We start from the raw sequence: 16,015 nt of genomic DNA on the forward strand, positions 1-16,015 counted from the left end.
CACCATGAGCCTGATTGAAGTCAACAACCTCGGGGTCCAGTTCCAGACCCAGGACGGGCTTGTCTACGCCGTCAACGGCATCAATTTTTCGCTGGAGCGCGGCCAGACTTTGGGCATCGTCGGCGAAAGCGGTTCCGGAAAAAGCCAGAGCGTGCTGGCCATGATGGGCCTGCTCGCCGGCAACGGCAAAGCCACCGGCCAGGCCCTCTACAAAGGCCAGGACCTGCTGGCCATGAAGCCGGCCGAGCTCAACAGGATTCGCGGCAACCGCGTGGCCATGATCTTTCAGGACCCGATGACGTCGCTGAACCCTTACCTGACGGTGGAGCGGCAGATGACCGAGGTGCTGCAGTTCCACAAGGGCTTTGACCGGAAGTCCGCCCGCGCAAGGTCGGTCCAGCTGCTGGACGCCGTCAAGATCCCGGAAGCTGCGCGGCGTATCACCATGTACCCGCACGAGTTTTCGGGCGGCATGCGCCAGCGTGTGATGATCGCCATGGCCTTGCTCTGCGAGCCCGAAGTGCTGATCGCCGACGAGCCCACCACGGCGCTGGACGTGACGGTGCAGGCGCAAATCATCGCCTTGCTGCGCGATCTTCAGCGCGACTTCGGAACGGCGATCATCATGATCACGCACGACCTGGGCGTGGTGGCGGGCCTGTGCGATGAAGTGATGGTGCTGTACGGCGGGCGCGTGATGGAGCAGGGCAGTGCCGACAGCATTTTTTATGGAGCCTCCCATCCCTATACCGTGGGCCTGCTGGGTGCCATACCGCGCCTGGACGCGGATGACGAAGCGCTGGTCGCCATCCCAGGCGCGCCGCCCAACATGGCGCGGCTTCCCAAGGGCTGCCCGTTCAGCGAACGTTGTACGCTGGCCAGCGATCAGTGCCGTGACGTGATGCCCGCGTTGCTGCCGGCCTTGCACAACCCGGCGGTGCTCAGGGCTTGCCACAAATCAAGTGAGGCTGTGTCTGAACTTGCGGCCAAGGGAGCCGTCCATGCGTGATGCCTCTCAACCTATTTTGTCGGTGCGCGACCTGAAAGTGCACTTCAGGATCAAAAGCGGCGCCTGGCCCTGGTCGCCGGCGCGAATCCTGAAAGCCGTGGACGGCATTTCCTTCGACATCCATGCGGGCGAAACGCTGGGCGTGGTGGGTGAGTCGGGCTGCGGAAAATCCACCTTGGCGCGTGCGGTGCTGAACCTGATTCCTGCCACCGCCGGCAACATTGTCTGGATGGGCCAGGAGATGACGGGCGCTTCATCTCAAGCCTGGCTGGGCGTGCGGTCAGACATCCAGATGATCTTCCAGGATCCGTTGGCCTCGCTGGACCCGCGCATGACCATCGCGCAGATCATTGCCGAACCTTTGCGCACGCATCGCCCGCGCATGCCCGAGGCCGAAGTGATGCAGCGCGTCAAGGCCATGATGGGCCGCGTTGGCCTGATGGCGCAGCAGATCAACCGCTACCCGCATGAATTTTCAGGCGGCCAGTGCCAGCGCATCGGTATCGCCCGGGCGCTGATCCTGGAGCCCAAGCTCATCATCTGCGACGAGCCGGTGTCAGCGCTCGATGTCTCGATCCAGGCGCAAATCATCAACCTGCTCAAGGCGCTGCAAAAATCCATGGGTCTGGCGCTGATCTTCATCGCGCATGACCTGGCCGTCGTCAAACACATCAGCGACCGCATTTTGGTGATGTACCTGGGGCATGAAATGGAAGTGGCGAAAAAGAAGGCGTTGTATGCCGCGCCGCGTCACCCCTACACGCAGGCGTTGCTGTCGGCCATCCCGATTCCCGACCCGGCGCTGGAGCGCAAGAAGGTGATCCAGCTGCTGCAGGGCGACCTGCCGTCGCCGATGTCACCGCCCTCGGGGTGTGTGTTCCGAACGCGCTGCCCCTTGGCCGTTGCGCGCTGCGCTGAAGAGGTGCCTGAGCTTCGCCGCCTGGACGACCAGACGGAAGCGGCTTGCCTGCTGGCTTGAAGTCTTAAGCCTTTTAGGGCTCCAGCCCTTTAAGCATGAGCGCAAGCAGCTATAAAAATCATAGCAAATTCCGGCCGAATCATCACCGGACAATGCACAGGTACACCGCAAAAACGGCGACCAGCCACAGGGTTTCCAGCAGCATCAGGGCCATGGGCCGCCAGCCGAGCTGCACCAGTGCTTCAAACGAGGTCTTGATGCCCAGCGCTGAAATGGCGACCACGAGACACGCGCGCGACACATGGCCCAGCGCCTCATTGAGCCGTGGCGTCACCACGCCCAGGCTGTTGGCCAGCACCAGCGCCATGAAGCCGACCAGGAAGAAGGGCAGCAGCGGCGTGCGCGGGCCGGTATCGCCGCCGGGGCTGCTGCGCCGCCGCCAGTACCAGGCCAGCACTGCCACCACAGGCACCAGCAGCGTGACGCGAAAGAGCTTGACGATCACCGCGACGTCGCCAGTCTCGTGCGATAGCAGCAAGCCGGCGCCGACAACCTGCGCCACGTCATGGATGGTGCCACCCAGGAAGATGCCGGCAGCGGTGTCGTCCAGCCGCAAACCCTTTGCCAGCAACGGAAACACAACCATTGCCAGTGTCGAGAGGCCGGTGACGCCGACAACGGTTAGCAGTGTGTAGCGCTCGCTCTCTTCGGTTTTGGGCATGACGGCCGCCACGGCCAGCGCTGCGGAGGCGCCGCAAATCGAAACAGCCGCGCCGCAAAGCAGGCCGAAATCGGTCTTTAAATCAAAGCGCCGTGCCAGCCAGGCGCCCAGGGTAATCGTGCTGGCAATGCCCAGCACCGCGGTGGCCAGCGGCCCGATACCCAAGTGCCCGATTTGGGAGAGCGTGATGCGCGCACCCAGCAAGGCCACGCCGATGCGCAACAGGGTTTTGGCGCAGAACTCTATACCGGGCCGGCAGCGTGCGTCCTCGTGCAGGAAATGAAAGGCCAGTCCGAACAGCAGGGCGTATAGCAGTTGCGGGCCGCCGTAATGTTCGGAGACGAAAGTGGCGGCCAGCATGATGAGCAGCGGCGAGGCAATGCCCGGCCAGAGGCTGCGGGTGCGTTGGAGCCAAAGGTGTGCGTGGCTGGGCATGGTGATGCAAACCTGAAAGAAAAGGGCAGGCGAGAGCCGCCGCGGGGGCGGATGAAAAGGAGTGAGGGAGAGGAAAGAGGCTGGGGGAGAAGCGAAGGGCAAAGGCGCGGAGGTAAAACCTTCAGGCAGCCAATGCGGCAAACCCCTGTTGCAAGTCGCATATCAGGTCGACCGGGTCTTCCAGGCCGATGTGCAAGCGCACGATCTGGCCATGGCCCGACCAGTCGGTCACGCTGCGCGCGCCCCGCATGTTGGTCATCGTGACCAGGCTTTCATAGCCGCCCCACGAAGCGCCCAGGCCAAACAGCCGCAGGCCGTCGATCAGCCGCTCGGCGGCGGCCTGGTCGAAGGTGCGCTGGAGCTCGAAGGACAACAGGCCGTTGGTGCCCTTGCAGTCGCGTTGCCAGATGGCGTGACCTGGATGGCCGGGCAGGGCCGGGCAGAACACGGTCGCCACTTCGCTGCGCGTTTGCAGCCAGGCCGCCACCTTCAGGGCGCCGCTTTCATGCAGGGCCAGGCGCGCGGCCATGCTGCGTGTGCCGCGCAGCACCAGGTAGGCATCGTCGGGGCTCACCGTCATGCCGAAGGCATCGCTGCGCTCGTTGAGCGCCTGCCAGGCGGCTTGCGTGGTGGCCACGGTGCCCATCATCACGTCGGAGTGGCCCGACAGGTATTTGGTGGCCGCCATGATGGACACGTCGGCACCCAGTGCCAGCGGCCGGTATTGGTAGCCGGAGCCCCAGGTGTTGTCGGCCACCAGCAGCAGGCCCCGCGCACGGGCAATGCCGGCCAGGCGCGGCAGGTCGCACATTTCATACACCAGCGAACCCGGGCATTCGGCATAAATCATGCGCGTGCCCGGCTCGATTTTTTCTTCCACGTCGCTGCCGTCGGCTGCAAAGAAGGTGCAGCGGATGTTGTAGGGCGTGAGGAAGGACTCCACCAGCTTGCGCGCCGGTTCGTAGACGCTGTCCGACATCAGCAGGTGGTCACCGGGCTTGAGGTAGGACAACAGCGTCATCGCGATGGCGGCCAGGCCTGTGGGAAAGAGCCGGGTGCGCCAGGCGCCTTCAAGCTCGCTGACCATGTCTTCCAGCGCGTAGTTGGTCGGGTTGCCGCGCGCCCCGTAGGTGAACACGCGCTCCTCGCCGCGGCGCAGGCGCATCTCGCGCTGATGCGCCGTGTTGTCGAACAGCACGGTGCTGGCGCGCACCACGGCCGGGTTGACCGGCCGGCCGCCGTCATAGGCCGGCTGTTTGCCGGCGTGGACCAGGCGGGTCAGGGGTGACGCACTGGGTGCGGTGGCCGGTGGTGTTTTTTTGCTCATGTCGGGGCGGTTTGATGAATCCGGGGTCAGTCTAGCTTGGCGCCCGAGAGCTTGACGACGCGCGACCAGCGGGCGATGTCTGCCTTGAGCTGCGCGGCAAAAGCTGCCGGTGTGTTACCCACCACTTCGCTGCCGCCCTCGGTGATCAGCTTGCTGACTTCCGGCGACTTGAGCGAGCGCACGATGCTGTCGTGCAGGTAGGCCACGCGTTCGGGCGGCGTGCCGGCCGGTGCGAAGAAGCCGTACCAGTCTTCAAAGGTCGTGTTCTTGTAGCCCAGCTCTTCCAGCGTCGGCACCTTGGTGAAGACGCCGATGCGGCGCGGGCTGGTGACGGCCAGGGCGCGCATCTTGCCGTTCTGGATGAAGCTGGACACCGAGGCGGTGGAGGTAATGAGCACGTCTACCTGGCCGCCCAGCAGGTCGGTGATGGCGGGCGCCGCGCCCTTGTAGGGCACGTGGGTCATGCTGATGGCGCTGTCTTTTTCCAGAACCACGCCGACGAGGTGCGAGAGTGTGCCATTGCCGGGCGTGGCATAGGTGACTCGCCCGCCTGGGGCTTTGGTCTGCGCGGCGAGGTCGGCAAAACTTTTCAGGGGCGAGTTGCTGGCCACTACCAGCACCAGCGGCGCGGCATTGATCTGGGTGATGGGCAGGAAGTTTTTCAGCGGGTCAAAACCCGGCGAGGCATACAGCGAGGGATTGACGGCCATCAACGAGACCTGGCCTGTGAGCACGGTGTAGCCGTCCGGCTTGGCGTCGGCCACGGCCTTGGCACCTATGTTGCCGCCGGCGCCGCCGCGGTTGTCGACGATGGCGCTCTGTCCGGTGATGTCGGACAGGCGGCTCGTCACGAAGCGCGTCGTGGCGTCATTGCCGCCGCCGGCCGGGAAAGGCGACACAAACTTGATGGCCTGGTTCGGGAAGCCGCCGACCTGCGGCATGGGTTGGGCTGAGGGGGCGCCGTGTACGGAGAGGAGGGCGCAGCACAGTGTGGCTGCGGTGAACTTCAGTTTGGCAAGCATGGGGGCTCCTGAATGAATTGGGGCAAAAGATGAATAAAAAAAATGAGGCGGCGCGGGGCCAAATCAGTATTACGCGGGGTGGGCGGCCGCGGCATCGGGCAACTGGAATGCCTTCAGTTCCAGCGCGTCCAACTGCCCGATCAGGTTCACTTCCCAGGCCAGGTACTGGCGGGCAGCTTCCTTGTTGCCGTCGTGCCGGTCATGCACGAAGAAAAGGTAGTCGATGCAGTCGCTGTCGGCCGGGATGTTGTCAGTGGCCTGCAGCGCAAAGCCGGCGGCGCGCCAGGCATCGAGGCCGCCCTCGAGCAGGCTGGCTTTCAGGCCCAGTGCCTGGAGGTCAACGGCCGCGCAGGCGGCCACAGCGGACTCGTCGGCAACCAGCACCACCGGGCGGTGTTCACCGGCCAGCGCCTGTGCCAGGCGAGGCCGTATGGACCAGCATGTGCCCGCGATATGGTTTTGGCGAAACTGCATGCTGGGCCGCAGGTCGATGGCGGCCACGGTGCCATCGGCCAGCCCGGCCGACAGGGCCTGCGCGGTGGTGGCGGGCAGCGCGGGCAGGGCCACGGGCGCCGTGGCGGGCAGCGCCAGACCACTGGCCAGGCCCTGGTCCAGCACGCTGGCGTCGTGGCCCAGCTGGCGCAGCCAGCTGGCGACCGTCAGGGCGCGTATGCCGTCCGTATCGAACAGCACCAGCCGGGCCTGGCGCACGCCCACATACTGGTCGGTGGCCTGGATCAGCTGGCCGCCCGGCGTGTGCTGCGCGCCCGGCAGGCTGCCGCGTGCAAATTCTTCGGGGCTGCGAACATCGCACAAAAAGAGCGTGCGCGTCGCGTCGCCTGCCCAGCCGTGCACAGTCTGTGCGTCGACGACAGGTACCTCGAAACGCTTTGCAAGCGCCTGGGCCGCCGCACGCATGCCGGCAGGCTCTGTGGGCTGGGCCGAGTCCTTGTAGCGGCGCGTGCCGCCGTGCTCGAGTTTGAAGTCTGCCAGGTACCAGCCCTGGGTACCGTTTTCCAGCGCCGATACAGGGTTGCGCAGGCCCAGGTTGATCAGCGTTTGCGCGCCTATGATGCTGCGAGTGCGGCCTGCGCAGTTGATCACGATGTGGGTGTTATCGCTGGGTACCAGGTCGCGGATGCGCAGGGCCAGCTCGCCGTTCGGGCAACTGATCGCCGTCGGGATGTTCATCTTGCGGAATTCCGAAAACGGCCGGCCGTCGAGCACCACCACGTCGTCTTGCCGCTCCAGCATGGCCGCAAGTTCGGTCGCGCTGACGCGGGGCGTGTGATAGACCTGTTCGGCCAGCTCGCCGAAGGTCTTGGACGGTACGTTGACGCCGGCAAACAGAGGGAAACCGGCGGCTTGCCAGCCGGTTGTGCCGCCCTGCAGCACCTGCACGTCGCTGTAGCCGAGTGCGCTGAAGCGGCGCGCGGCCAAAGGTGCTGCGCCACTGCCGTCGGTGTCATAAACCACCAACCGCACACTGCGGCGCGGCGCCAGGCGCGGTGCGTCCAGTTCAAGCCGGCTGTAGGGAAGGGGGATGCCGTAAAACAAATGCGACTGGCCGTACTGGCCATGCTCGCGCACATCAAACAGGGCGATTTCCGCGCCATCGTGCAGCCAGGCTTTCAGCGTGGCCGCGTCTACAAAACGTGTCATGGGATAGGGGGCGTGTAGGTTCGGAAATTCAGGGAAGGGGGTAAGGGTGCGCGGGGGTCAGCGGCGTGTCTGCACGCCGATGCCCATGGTTTCGTACGTACCTTTTTCCAGGTCGTAGCCGGTGCGGGTGTTCAGCGTTTCAAGCGCGCGGCCATACATGTGCAAGTGGCGTATCACCTGACCGGCCGGGATCTCCACCGAGTGGATGTCTTCGGGCATCAGGGCGATGCCCGTGCCGGGCTCGACCACCACGGCGTTGACCTCCTTGAGCTGCGCCTTGCCCGGCACCGAGCCATCGTCCTGGCGTTCGTACACCCGGTTGAGCTCGCTGCCTTCCACCGCGCTGATGCAGGCCCAGGTGGTGTGGTTGTGCGGCACGATGCGTTTGCCGGGGCGCATCACGTTGAGGTAAAGCGCGAAGCTCTGGTCGGCGTCTTCAGCGATCAGGTAGCGCGCCTGCAGTTCGGGGCTTTCGGGCGCAGCGAAATCCGTGGCACTCCACAGCTCCTTCTGGCCGGCCAGCTGGTTCAAGACCGCGAGCACTTTGGCCAGCGACTGGCGATTTGCTTCACCGCTCCCAACAATAATTTTAATGTTTTGAATGGCGGCGCCAACCACCTGGCTACGCTGTGCTGCTGCGTTCATGGAGATTTTCCTGAGTGAGGTTTCGGTTTATTGAGCCTAATATAGTCAAGGCGTATTCTTGAAACAACTCAGAAATAGAGATAAATACATTAGTATTTGTAATAAGTAAATCCTGTCGAACTCTTTGAATGAAAACCCTTGACCTGGAATTGCTGCGGGCCCTGATGGCCATCGACGAGCAGGACAGCTTTGCCGGTGCCGCCATCCAGCTGGGCAAAACACAGTCGGCGGTGACGCAACAAATGCAGCGCCTGGAAGACCAGATCGGCCATCCGCTGTTTGAAAAGCATGGGCGCCAGAAGCGCCTGACGCCGCATGGGTTAAAGCTGCTCGGTTACGCGCGTCACCTGCTGGCCATCAATGACGATGCCTTGCGCAGCCTGCAGCAAGGCAACCTGGAGGGTGTATTGCGCATAGGCGCGCCGCACGACGTGGCCGACACCATGCTGCCGACGCTGCTGGCACAGGTGGCGCGTGCTTCGCCGCTGTTGCAGCTCGACATCCATGTGGGGCGCAGCCCTTTCCTGATGGAATCCCTCAAGCGCGGCGAGATCGACATGACTATCTCGAACCGCAACGACCCGGCACTTGACGGCGTGGTGCTGCGTACCTCACCCACGGTGTGGTTGTGCTCAGCCAGCTACGTACATGACCGCGCCAAGCCGGTGCCGCTGATCCTGGTGGAGGGCCCCAGCGTATTTCACAGGCTGGCGCGCGAGGCGCTGGACGCCGCCGGAATTCCCTGGTCGCCAAGCTATACCGCTTCCAGCCTGATCGGCATCAAGGCTGCGCTGCGTGCGGGTTTGGGCGTGACTGCGCGCGGTATCGAGATGGCGGGCAGCGACCTGCGCGTGCTGGGCGAAAACGATGGACTGCCGCGTTTGCCGGAGCTTGATTACTACCTGTTCGTTCGAAAGAATGTTATTAACCCGGTGACACGCAAGGTGTTCGAGATGCTGAAATCCAACCTCGGTTTGATTCGCAGTGCGGCGGACCCGGCTATCCCCGCCGCGCGTGCCGATCGGGAAATTTAAGCGCCGTCTGAAAAAGCAAACGGCCGGAATTCCGGAGGGAAAACGCATCCGCGAATGCGCTGCAGACTTTTTAATTACTTTGCTGAAAAGTGTGCGCATGTGAATTTCCGGCATCGTGAGATCACAAAAAATAAACGCGCGAAAACGTTGGACGCGAGCCACAAGTAGCGGCTGTATCTGCGTGGTAACACGGCGCATGCGTCATCTGCGGTGTACGCTCGCCGGACGCTGACGATGCCCACGAGGAGGTGGGGTTGTCTCGCGTATCCGATCAATGCAAGGAGAGTTCATGTCAGTTTCAACATTCCCCATCAAGCGGCGCACGCTGCTTGCTGGTTCCGCAGCCACCCTGGCGCTTGGCGCTGCGCCCGCATGGGCTGCCTACCCCGACAAGCCCATCAAGATCATCGTTCCCTGGGCAACGGGCGGTAGCACCGATGCCATTACCCGCGTGCTCGCACAGCGGCTGAGCGAAGGGCTGAAGCAACCCGTGATCGTCGACAACAAGCCGGGTGGCGCGGGCCACGTGGGCATTGACCAGGCCGCCAAGTCGGCACCCGATGGCTATACGCTGGCGATCGTGGAGTTGTCGCACGTGTACGCGCCTGCAGTTGTTGCCAACCTGCCTTACGACATGCTGCGCGACTTCACGCCGATCACGCTGGTGGGTACATCGCCCATGGTGCTGTTTACCGGCATGGGCCCCGAAAACAGCGACTTCAAGACTTTCCTGAAAACTTCTTCGACCGCCAAGGGCGGGCCTCCTGCCATGGCGAACAGCGGCACAGGGTCTATCAGCCACCTGGTGGGCGAGCTGTTTTCCCAGGAAACCAAAATCAAGTTCAACATGGTGCCTTACCGCGGCGGCGCACCGGCGATGGTGGACCTGGCTGCCGGCCAGGTGTCTTCTTATTTCGCCACGCTGGCGACCGGCTCCAGCCTCATGGCCTCCGGAAAGGTCAAGGCGCTGGCGGTGACGGGCCGCAAGCGCTCGGACGTCCCCATCCTGCGCTCCTTGCCGACGATGACTGAGCTCGGCTTGAAGAACATGGATGTGGCGCAATGGTGGGCGCTTGTTGCGCCAGCGACCACGCCGCTTGAAGTTACCGAGCGGCTTCGCCTCGAACTCCTGAGTGCGATGTCGGATTTCAAGGTGGTGGAACGTATGTCCGCTTTGGGCGTGGAAATGAAAGGTACTTCACGCGACCAGTTGCGTGGATTCCTTCGGGCGGAGTCGGAGCGCTGGCGCACCCTGGCGCGTAACGTGGGATTGAAGCCGCAATAACTTCAGTTCTTCAACGGATTCGGCTCATCACTGAGTCGATGCGTACCAGCGCCGGCGAGTCCAGCCGGCGCTGTGGTGCTATAGCTGCAGGCCCAGCCAGCGTCGTGCGGCTGCGTTCAGTGCCTCCTGTTGACCCGTTGTCAGCAAAGTGATGTGGCCGGATGCGGCGCCTTGCCGCAGCTGCCCGGCGGCTTCGAGCAAACGGCGTGTCTGCCGCGCGACCGGCTCGCCGGTTTCGATCAGGCGAACGTCGGTGCCCACCATTTTCTGCAGTGTGTCCCACGCGAAGGCGTAATGCGTGCAGCCCAGCACCAGGGTATCGACCTGCCCGGCCTGGCCGCCGAAGGGTCCGATCGCTTGCGTGTATTCACGGCATAAAGCACCGATCTGCGCAACATCATGGTTCTGGATCGCATCGGCCAGCCCGTCGCACGGCTGCAGGATGAACTCGGCCTGGCCTTTCAGCGAATCGTGCAGGGCGCGCAGCTTGGCGCTTGCCACCGTGCCGCGCGTCGCCATCACGCCGATGCGGCGTGTCTTGCTCAACGCGACGGCCGGCTTGAGCGCCGGTTCGACGCCGACCAGCGGCAAGTCTGGGTGCTCGGTTCGTACGAGGTGAACGGCGGCGGCCGTCGCGGTATTGCACGCGATCACCAGTGCCTTGATCGCATGCTCTTCGCGCAATTTGCGCACGACGGCGCGCGTGCGCTCAATGACAAAAGCGTCGCCGCGCTCGCCATAAGGCGCGAAGCCCGCATCGGCCAGGTAGACGAAGGACTCCGCGGGCAATTCGGCCCGCAATGCCTTGAAGACGCTAAGGCCGCCCACGCCGCTGTCGAACACGCCGACCGGCCGGTCGGCGCCGGCATGGCCTTCGCTCACGCGGCTGCGACGGGAATGTTTTTGAACTCGCCGGTGGCGATTTTCTTTTGCCACTCGGCTGGGCCGGTGATGTGCGCGCTGGTGCCGCCCGCATCCACCGCCACGGTCACGGGCATGTCAATCACGTCGAACTCATAGATCGCTTCCATGCCCAGGTCGGCAAAGCCCACCACCTTGGCGGTCTTGATGGCCTTGCTGACCAGGTAGGCCGCACCGCCGACGGCCATCAGGTAAGCGCTCTTGTGCTTCTTGATGGCTTCGATGGCGACCGGGCCGCGCTCGGACTTGCCGATCATTGAAATCAAACCGGTCTCGGCCAGCATCATTTCAGTAAAGCCGTCCATGCGGGTGGCAGTGGTCGGGCCGGCAGGTCCTACGGCTTCATCGCGCACTGGATCGACCGGGCCGACGTAGTAGATGACGCGGTTGGTGAAATCCACCGGCAGTTTTTCGCCCTTGCCCAGCATGTCCTGAATGCGCTTGTGCGCCGCGTCGCGGCCGGTCAGCATCTTGCCGTTGAGCAGCAAGGTCTGGCCGGGCTTCCAGCTGGCAACTTCTTCTTTGGTCAGCGTGTTGAGATCGACCTTTTTGCTCTTCTTGTAGTCGGGCGTCCAGTTCACGTTGGGCCAGAGATCCAGCGAAGGCGGGTCCAGGTAGACCGGGCCGCTGCCGTCCATCACGAAGTGCGCGTGGCGCGTGGCGGCGCAGTTGGGGATCATCGCGACAGGCTTGCTGGCCGCGTGCGTCGGGTACATCTTGATCTTGATGTCCAGCACGGTGGTGAGGCCGCCCAGGCCTTGCGCGCCTATGCCCAGCGCGTTGACCTTCTCAAACAGTTCAAGTCGCAGCTCTTCGGTCTTGGTCATCTTGGCGCCAGAAGACGATTTGGCTTGGAGCTCGTACATGTCCAGGTCGTCCATCAGGCTTTCCTTGGCCATCAGCACGGCTTTTTCGGCAGTACCGCCAATGCCGATGCCCAGCATGCCGGGCGGGCACCAGCCTGCGCCCATGGTGGGCACGGTCTTGAGCACCCAGTCGACCACCGAGTCGCCGGGGTTGAGCATGACCATCTTGCTTTTGTTTTCACTGCCGCCGCCTTTGGCCGCCACGGTGACGTCGATCTTGTTGCCGGGCACGAGCTCGGTGAAGATCACGGCCGGTGTGTTGTCTTTGGTGTTCTTGCGGTCGAACTGCGGGTCGGCCACCACAGAGGCGCGCAAGGTGTTGTCAGGGTGGTTGTAGCCACGGCGCACGCCTTCGTTGATGGCGTCGTCAATGCTGCCGGTGAAGCCTTCCCAGCGCACGTCCATGCCGACCTTGAGGAACACGTTGACGATGCCGGTGTCCTGGCAGATCGGGCGCTGGCCCGTCGCGCTCATCTTGCTGTTGGTGAGGATCTGTGCAATCGCATCCCTGGCGGCCGGGCTTTGCTCACGCTCATAGGCGCGCGCCAGGTGGGCGATGTAGTCGGTGGGGTGGTAGTAGCTGATGTACTGCAGGGCAGCGGCTACGGATTCGATGAGGTCGGCTTGCTTGATCGTGGTCATGGTGGGTCGTCGTTATGAGGGCGTTTCGGGGAAATTTCGGGCAAACCCCGCAATTATCCGCCCTTGGGCGGGCGACTCGGGCATGTCGGGCGAGAGGATCCAAAACCCTTCAGATGAGAATCTTTCTCGTCTGCGGTCATACTAGGACTCTTAACCATCTTTTTTGACGCGCAGGATATTTCCATGACGACAAGCAGCACGCGCACGGAGCGCGATACCTTTGGCCCTATCGAGGTGCCGGCCAACAAACTCTGGGGTGCGCAGACGCAGCGCTCGCTGCAGAATTTCGACATCTCGGGCGAGCAGCAGCCACGTGAAATCATCAAGGCGCTGGCGCAGGTCAAGCGCTCATCGGCCAGGGTCAACCATGCGTTGGGCCTTCAGGACGAGAAAAAAACCAAAGCCATCGTGGCCGCAGCCGACGAGGTGATCGCGGGCGGGTATGCGGACGAATTCCCCCTGGTGGTATGGCAGACGGGCTCCGGTACGCAGACCAACATGAACGTCAATGAAGTGCTGGCCAATCGCGCCAGCGAAATTCTGGGCGGCGAGCGCGGCGAGGGCCGCCTGGTGCATCCCAATGACGATGTCAACCGCAGCCAGTCGTCCAACGATGTGTTTCCTACCGCCATGCATGTTGCCGCTGTAGAGGCCATGACCCACAAGCTCCTGCCAGCGATTGCGAAGTTGCGCGCGACGCTGGCGCAAAAAGCCCAAGACTTCGGCACCATCGTGAAGATTGGGCGTACCCATCTGCAGGATGCGACACCACTCACCCTGGGCCAGGAATTCTCGGGTTATGTCGCGCAGCTTGACCACGGCGAAAAGCATGTGCGTGCCGCCTTGCCGCACCTGTATGAACTGGCACTCGGCGGTACTGCCGTTGGTACGGGGCTGAATGCACCGAAGGGGTATGCGGAGCAAGTGGCGGCCGAACTGGCCACGCTGACAGGCCTGCCTTTTGTGACTGCACCCAACAAGTTCGAGGCGCTGGCCTCGGTCGACGGCCTGGTGCATGCGCACGGCGCCCTCAAGACACTCGCCGCCAGCATGATGAAAATCGCCAACGATGTGCGCTGGCTGGCCAGCGGCCCGCGCAGCGGCATCGGCGAGCTCAGCATTCCCGAGAACGAGCCCGGCTCGTCCATCATGCCGGGCAAGGTCAACCCGACGCAGAGCGAAGCCGTCACCATGCTGGCGGCACAGGTGTTCGGCAACGACGTGGCCATCAACTTCGGCGGTGCCTCGGGCAACTTCGAGCTCAATGTGTTCCGGCCCATGGTGGCGCACAACTTTTTGCAAAGCGTGCGCCTGCTGGCCGATGGCATGGTGAGCTTTAACGACCACTGCGCCGTCGGCATTGAGCCGAATCGCGAACGCATCGCCGAGCTGGTTGACCGCTCGCTGATGCTGGTGACGGCGCTGAACACGCACATCGGCTATGACAAGGCCGCCTTCATCGCCAAAAAGGCGCACAAGGAAGGCAGCAGCCTGCGCGATGCGGCACTGGCCTCCGGCCATGTCACGGGCGAGCAGTTTGATGCCTGGGTGCGGCCTGAAAACATGGTGGGCTGACGCTGGCCACACCCGGTTCGGGGGGGGTTAGCTGGTGGGTTGAAGGGATTAAGGGTTTACCCTATGATTGTGTCCGTAGATGCCTCACGCCACAAAGGAAATTCATGACCGCCTTCGCCTTGTATTTGAAGATTGCCCAGCCCGCCGCCAGTGCACGCGTACGCCTTGTATTGCGTGAGCTGGTTGCTGCTACGCCTCTGCATATTTTTATCAGCGCGCTGCGAGCGCGCTAATTTTTGCCGGGCGGTTTGCGCCGCCGGCAGTAGACCGCACCACGCGGTTGCTCTTTTCTCTTGTTTTCTTTTCAGTGCCGCCGGTGCAATGCCGGGCACTTGCTGATCCCGCATTGCGCGCTCAGGCTCAGCGCCGCTAACAAGCGCACTCCCCATTCTGTAAATCAAATCCATCGCAGTGGCCGGGGTTTGGCATGGCGCGATTCTTTCAATCCGCTTTCGTTTTTTTGAGCGATGTGTAAAGTTTTTTTCAAACTTGATCGCGGTCAATGGGCTCATAAATGTCCGCTCTCACAATCCGCTCACAACAACAGCATCAACGATTGCAATCGCAATTTCCACGGCATAAAAGAGACAGGAGACATCAATGACATACGCCCCTACGGCAACCCCCGCACCATCCAGCGCCCATCGCTGGATACAGCTTCTCTTGGGCATCGTCTGCATGGCGATGATTGCCAACCTGCAATATGGCTGGACCCTTTTTGTGAATCCGATTGCCGACAAGTACGGCTGGAGCAAGGCCGCCATTCAGGTGGCCTTCACGATTTTTGTGTTGACCGAAACCTGGCTCGTGCCGATTGAAGGCTACCTGGTCGACCGTTTCGGGCCACGTCCGGTGGTCATGGTCGGCGGCATTCTTTGCGGCGTCGGTTGGGTGATCAATTCTTTTGCCGATTCGCTGATGCTGCTCTACATCGCTGCTGCGATCAGCGGCATTGGCGCGGGTGCGGTGTACGGTACCTGTGTCGGCAATGCCTTGAAGTGGTTTCCGGATCGCCGCGGCCTGGCTGCGGGCCTGACAGCCGCGGGCTTCGGTGCGGGCTCCGCGCTCACCATTCTTCCGATCTCGGCCATGATCAAGGGCAGCGGCTACCAGTCTGCCTTCCTGTATTTCGGGATCATTCAGGGTGTGATCGTATTTGTCGTGTCGTTCCTGCTGACGCGGGCACCGGCGAATCTGGCCAAAAGCGGCTCGATCTCCACGATCAATGTGCAACAGAGCCGGCGCGACTACACGCCGTCCGAAGTCCTGCGTTCACCCGTGTTCTGGGTGATGTACGTCATGTTCGTGATGGTGGCGGCCGGCGGGCTGATGGCTACGGCCCAGCTCGGACCTATCGCCAAGGATTTCAACGTCGGCGACGTGCCCGTCAGCATCATGGGCCTGGCGCTGCCGGCGCTCACATTTGCCCTGGCCATTGACCGCGTGCTCAACGGGCTCACCCGTCCGTTCTTTGGTTGGGTGTCGGACCAGATCGGCCGTGAAAAAACGATGCTGATCGCCTTTGGCATCGAGTCGGTGGGCATCCTGGCTCTCTACCAGTTTGGCCACAATCCGGTCGCCTTCGTGGTCTTGACGGGTATGGTGTTCTTCGCCTGGGGCGAAATCTACAGCCTCTTTCCTTCAACCTGCGCCGATACCTTTGGCTCCAAGTACGCTGCATCCAATGCCGGCCTGCTTTACACGGCCAAGGGGACGGCGTCGCTGCTGGTTCCACTGTCCAGCGTGCTCACGGCAATGACCGGCAACTGGCACGCAGTGTTCATTGTCGGTAGCGTCATGAACGCGATCGCGGCGCTGATGGCCTGGTATGTGCTGCGCCCGATGCGGCGTGCCGAGATGGAAAAGGCCGTGCTGCCGGCGGCCGCCTCCGGCAAGGCTGCCAGCTTCGGTCCTCTTCCGCAGTCCGCGCAATAGAGAGCAGCATTGCGGCC

14 protein-coding genes are annotated in these 16,015 nt (G+C 62.8%); 6 read left to right on the plus strand and 8 right to left on the minus strand.

Annotation, left to right across the window (positions count from 1 at the left end; genetic code table 11):
* Positions 1-4 precede the first annotated feature (4 nt).
* Together AC1DZE_RS07100 and oppF are read left to right on the plus strand one after the other, a co-directional pair.
* Positions 5-1,009: an oligopeptide/dipeptide ABC transporter ATP-binding protein gene (locus AC1DZE_RS07100; protein WP_477669037.1), complete on the plus strand. Its 1,005-nt coding sequence runs from the start codon at positions 5-7 to the stop codon at positions 1,007-1,009.
* A complete protein-coding gene (gene oppF, locus AC1DZE_RS07105; protein WP_477669038.1) occupies positions 1,002-1,988 on the plus strand; it encodes a murein tripeptide/oligopeptide ABC transporter ATP binding protein OppF in 987 nt (328 codons plus the stop codon). Before AC1DZE_RS07100 ends, oppF begins: the two co-directional genes overlap by 8 nt.
* An 82-nt stretch (positions 1,989-2,070) precedes the next feature.
* On the opposite strand, the gene AC1DZE_RS07110 is transcribed toward oppF, so the two are convergent.
* The 5 genes from AC1DZE_RS07110 to AC1DZE_RS07130 form a co-directional block, all read right to left on the minus strand.
* Positions 2,071-3,084, minus strand: a complete 1,014-nt coding sequence (locus tag AC1DZE_RS07110) for a YeiH family protein (RefSeq protein WP_477669039.1) — start codon at positions 3,082-3,084, stop codon at positions 2,071-2,073.
* 121 nt (positions 3,085-3,205) lie between these two features.
* Positions 3,206-4,411: a cystathionine beta-lyase gene (gene metC, locus AC1DZE_RS07115; protein ID WP_477673404.1), complete on the minus strand. Its 1,206-nt coding sequence runs from the start codon at positions 4,409-4,411 to the stop codon at positions 3,206-3,208.
* A 26-nt stretch (positions 4,412-4,437) separates the two neighbouring features.
* Entirely contained in the window at positions 4,438-5,433 is a 996-nt protein-coding gene (locus AC1DZE_RS07120) for a Bug family tripartite tricarboxylate transporter substrate binding protein (protein ID WP_477673405.1), read from the minus strand.
* Between the two features lie 69 nt (positions 5,434-5,502).
* On the minus strand, positions 5,503-7,095 hold the full coding sequence (locus AC1DZE_RS07125) for a rhodanese-like domain-containing protein (protein ID WP_477669042.1): 1,593 nt from the start codon (positions 7,093-7,095) through the stop codon (positions 5,503-5,505).
* A 57-nt stretch (positions 7,096-7,152) separates the two neighbouring features.
* Positions 7,153-7,740: a cysteine dioxygenase family protein gene (locus AC1DZE_RS07130; RefSeq protein WP_477669043.1), complete on the minus strand. Its 588-nt coding sequence runs from the start codon at positions 7,738-7,740 to the stop codon at positions 7,153-7,155.
* Positions 7,741-7,868: 128 nt separating this feature from the next.
* Here AC1DZE_RS07130 and AC1DZE_RS07135 point away from each other — a divergent pair, with 128 nt between their 5' ends.
* Together AC1DZE_RS07135 and AC1DZE_RS07140 are read left to right on the plus strand one after the other, a co-directional pair.
* Positions 7,869-8,774, plus strand: coding sequence for a LysR substrate-binding domain-containing protein (locus AC1DZE_RS07135; protein WP_477669044.1), 906 nt, complete (start codon positions 7,869-7,871; stop codon positions 8,772-8,774).
* 289 nt (positions 8,775-9,063) lie between these two features.
* Complete coding sequence (locus tag AC1DZE_RS07140) at positions 9,064-10,059, plus strand: Bug family tripartite tricarboxylate transporter substrate binding protein (protein WP_477669045.1); 996 nt, start codon at positions 9,064-9,066, stop codon at positions 10,057-10,059.
* A 78-nt stretch (positions 10,060-10,137) separates the two neighbouring features.
* Here AC1DZE_RS07140 and murI read toward each other — a convergent pair whose 3' ends face one another.
* Positions 10,138-10,941 carry a glutamate racemase gene (gene murI / locus AC1DZE_RS07145; RefSeq protein WP_477669046.1) on the minus strand — a complete coding sequence of 268 codons (804 nt, stop codon included), beginning with the start codon at positions 10,939-10,941 and terminating at the stop codon, positions 10,138-10,140.
* Positions 10,938-12,488, minus strand: a complete 1,551-nt coding sequence (locus tag AC1DZE_RS07150; RefSeq protein WP_477669047.1) for a fumarate hydratase — start codon at positions 12,486-12,488, stop codon at positions 10,938-10,940. The genes murI and AC1DZE_RS07150 overlap by 4 nt, the downstream gene beginning before the upstream one ends.
* A gap of 183 nt (positions 12,489-12,671) precedes the next feature.
* On the opposite strand from AC1DZE_RS07150, the gene fumC reads away from it, so the two are divergent.
* Positions 12,672-14,063, plus strand: a complete 1,392-nt coding sequence (fumC, locus tag AC1DZE_RS07155; protein WP_477669048.1) for a class II fumarate hydratase — start codon at positions 12,672-12,674, stop codon at positions 14,061-14,063.
* A gap of 56 nt (positions 14,064-14,119) precedes the next feature.
* Here the strand turns inward: fumC and AC1DZE_RS07160 are convergent, their stop codons facing one another.
* On the minus strand, positions 14,120-14,575 hold the full coding sequence (locus tag AC1DZE_RS07160) for a hypothetical protein (RefSeq protein ID WP_477669049.1): 456 nt from the start codon (positions 14,573-14,575) through the stop codon (positions 14,120-14,122).
* Positions 14,576-14,663: 88 nt separating this feature from the next.
* Here AC1DZE_RS07160 and oxlT point away from each other — a divergent pair, with 88 nt between their 5' ends.
* Positions 14,664-15,998, plus strand: coding sequence for an oxalate/formate MFS antiporter (oxlT, locus tag AC1DZE_RS07165; protein WP_477669050.1), 1,335 nt, complete (start codon positions 14,664-14,666; stop codon positions 15,996-15,998).
* Positions 15,999-16,015: the final 17 nt, after the last annotated feature.

The organism is Polaromonas sp. P1_F1 (assembly GCF_056405795.1).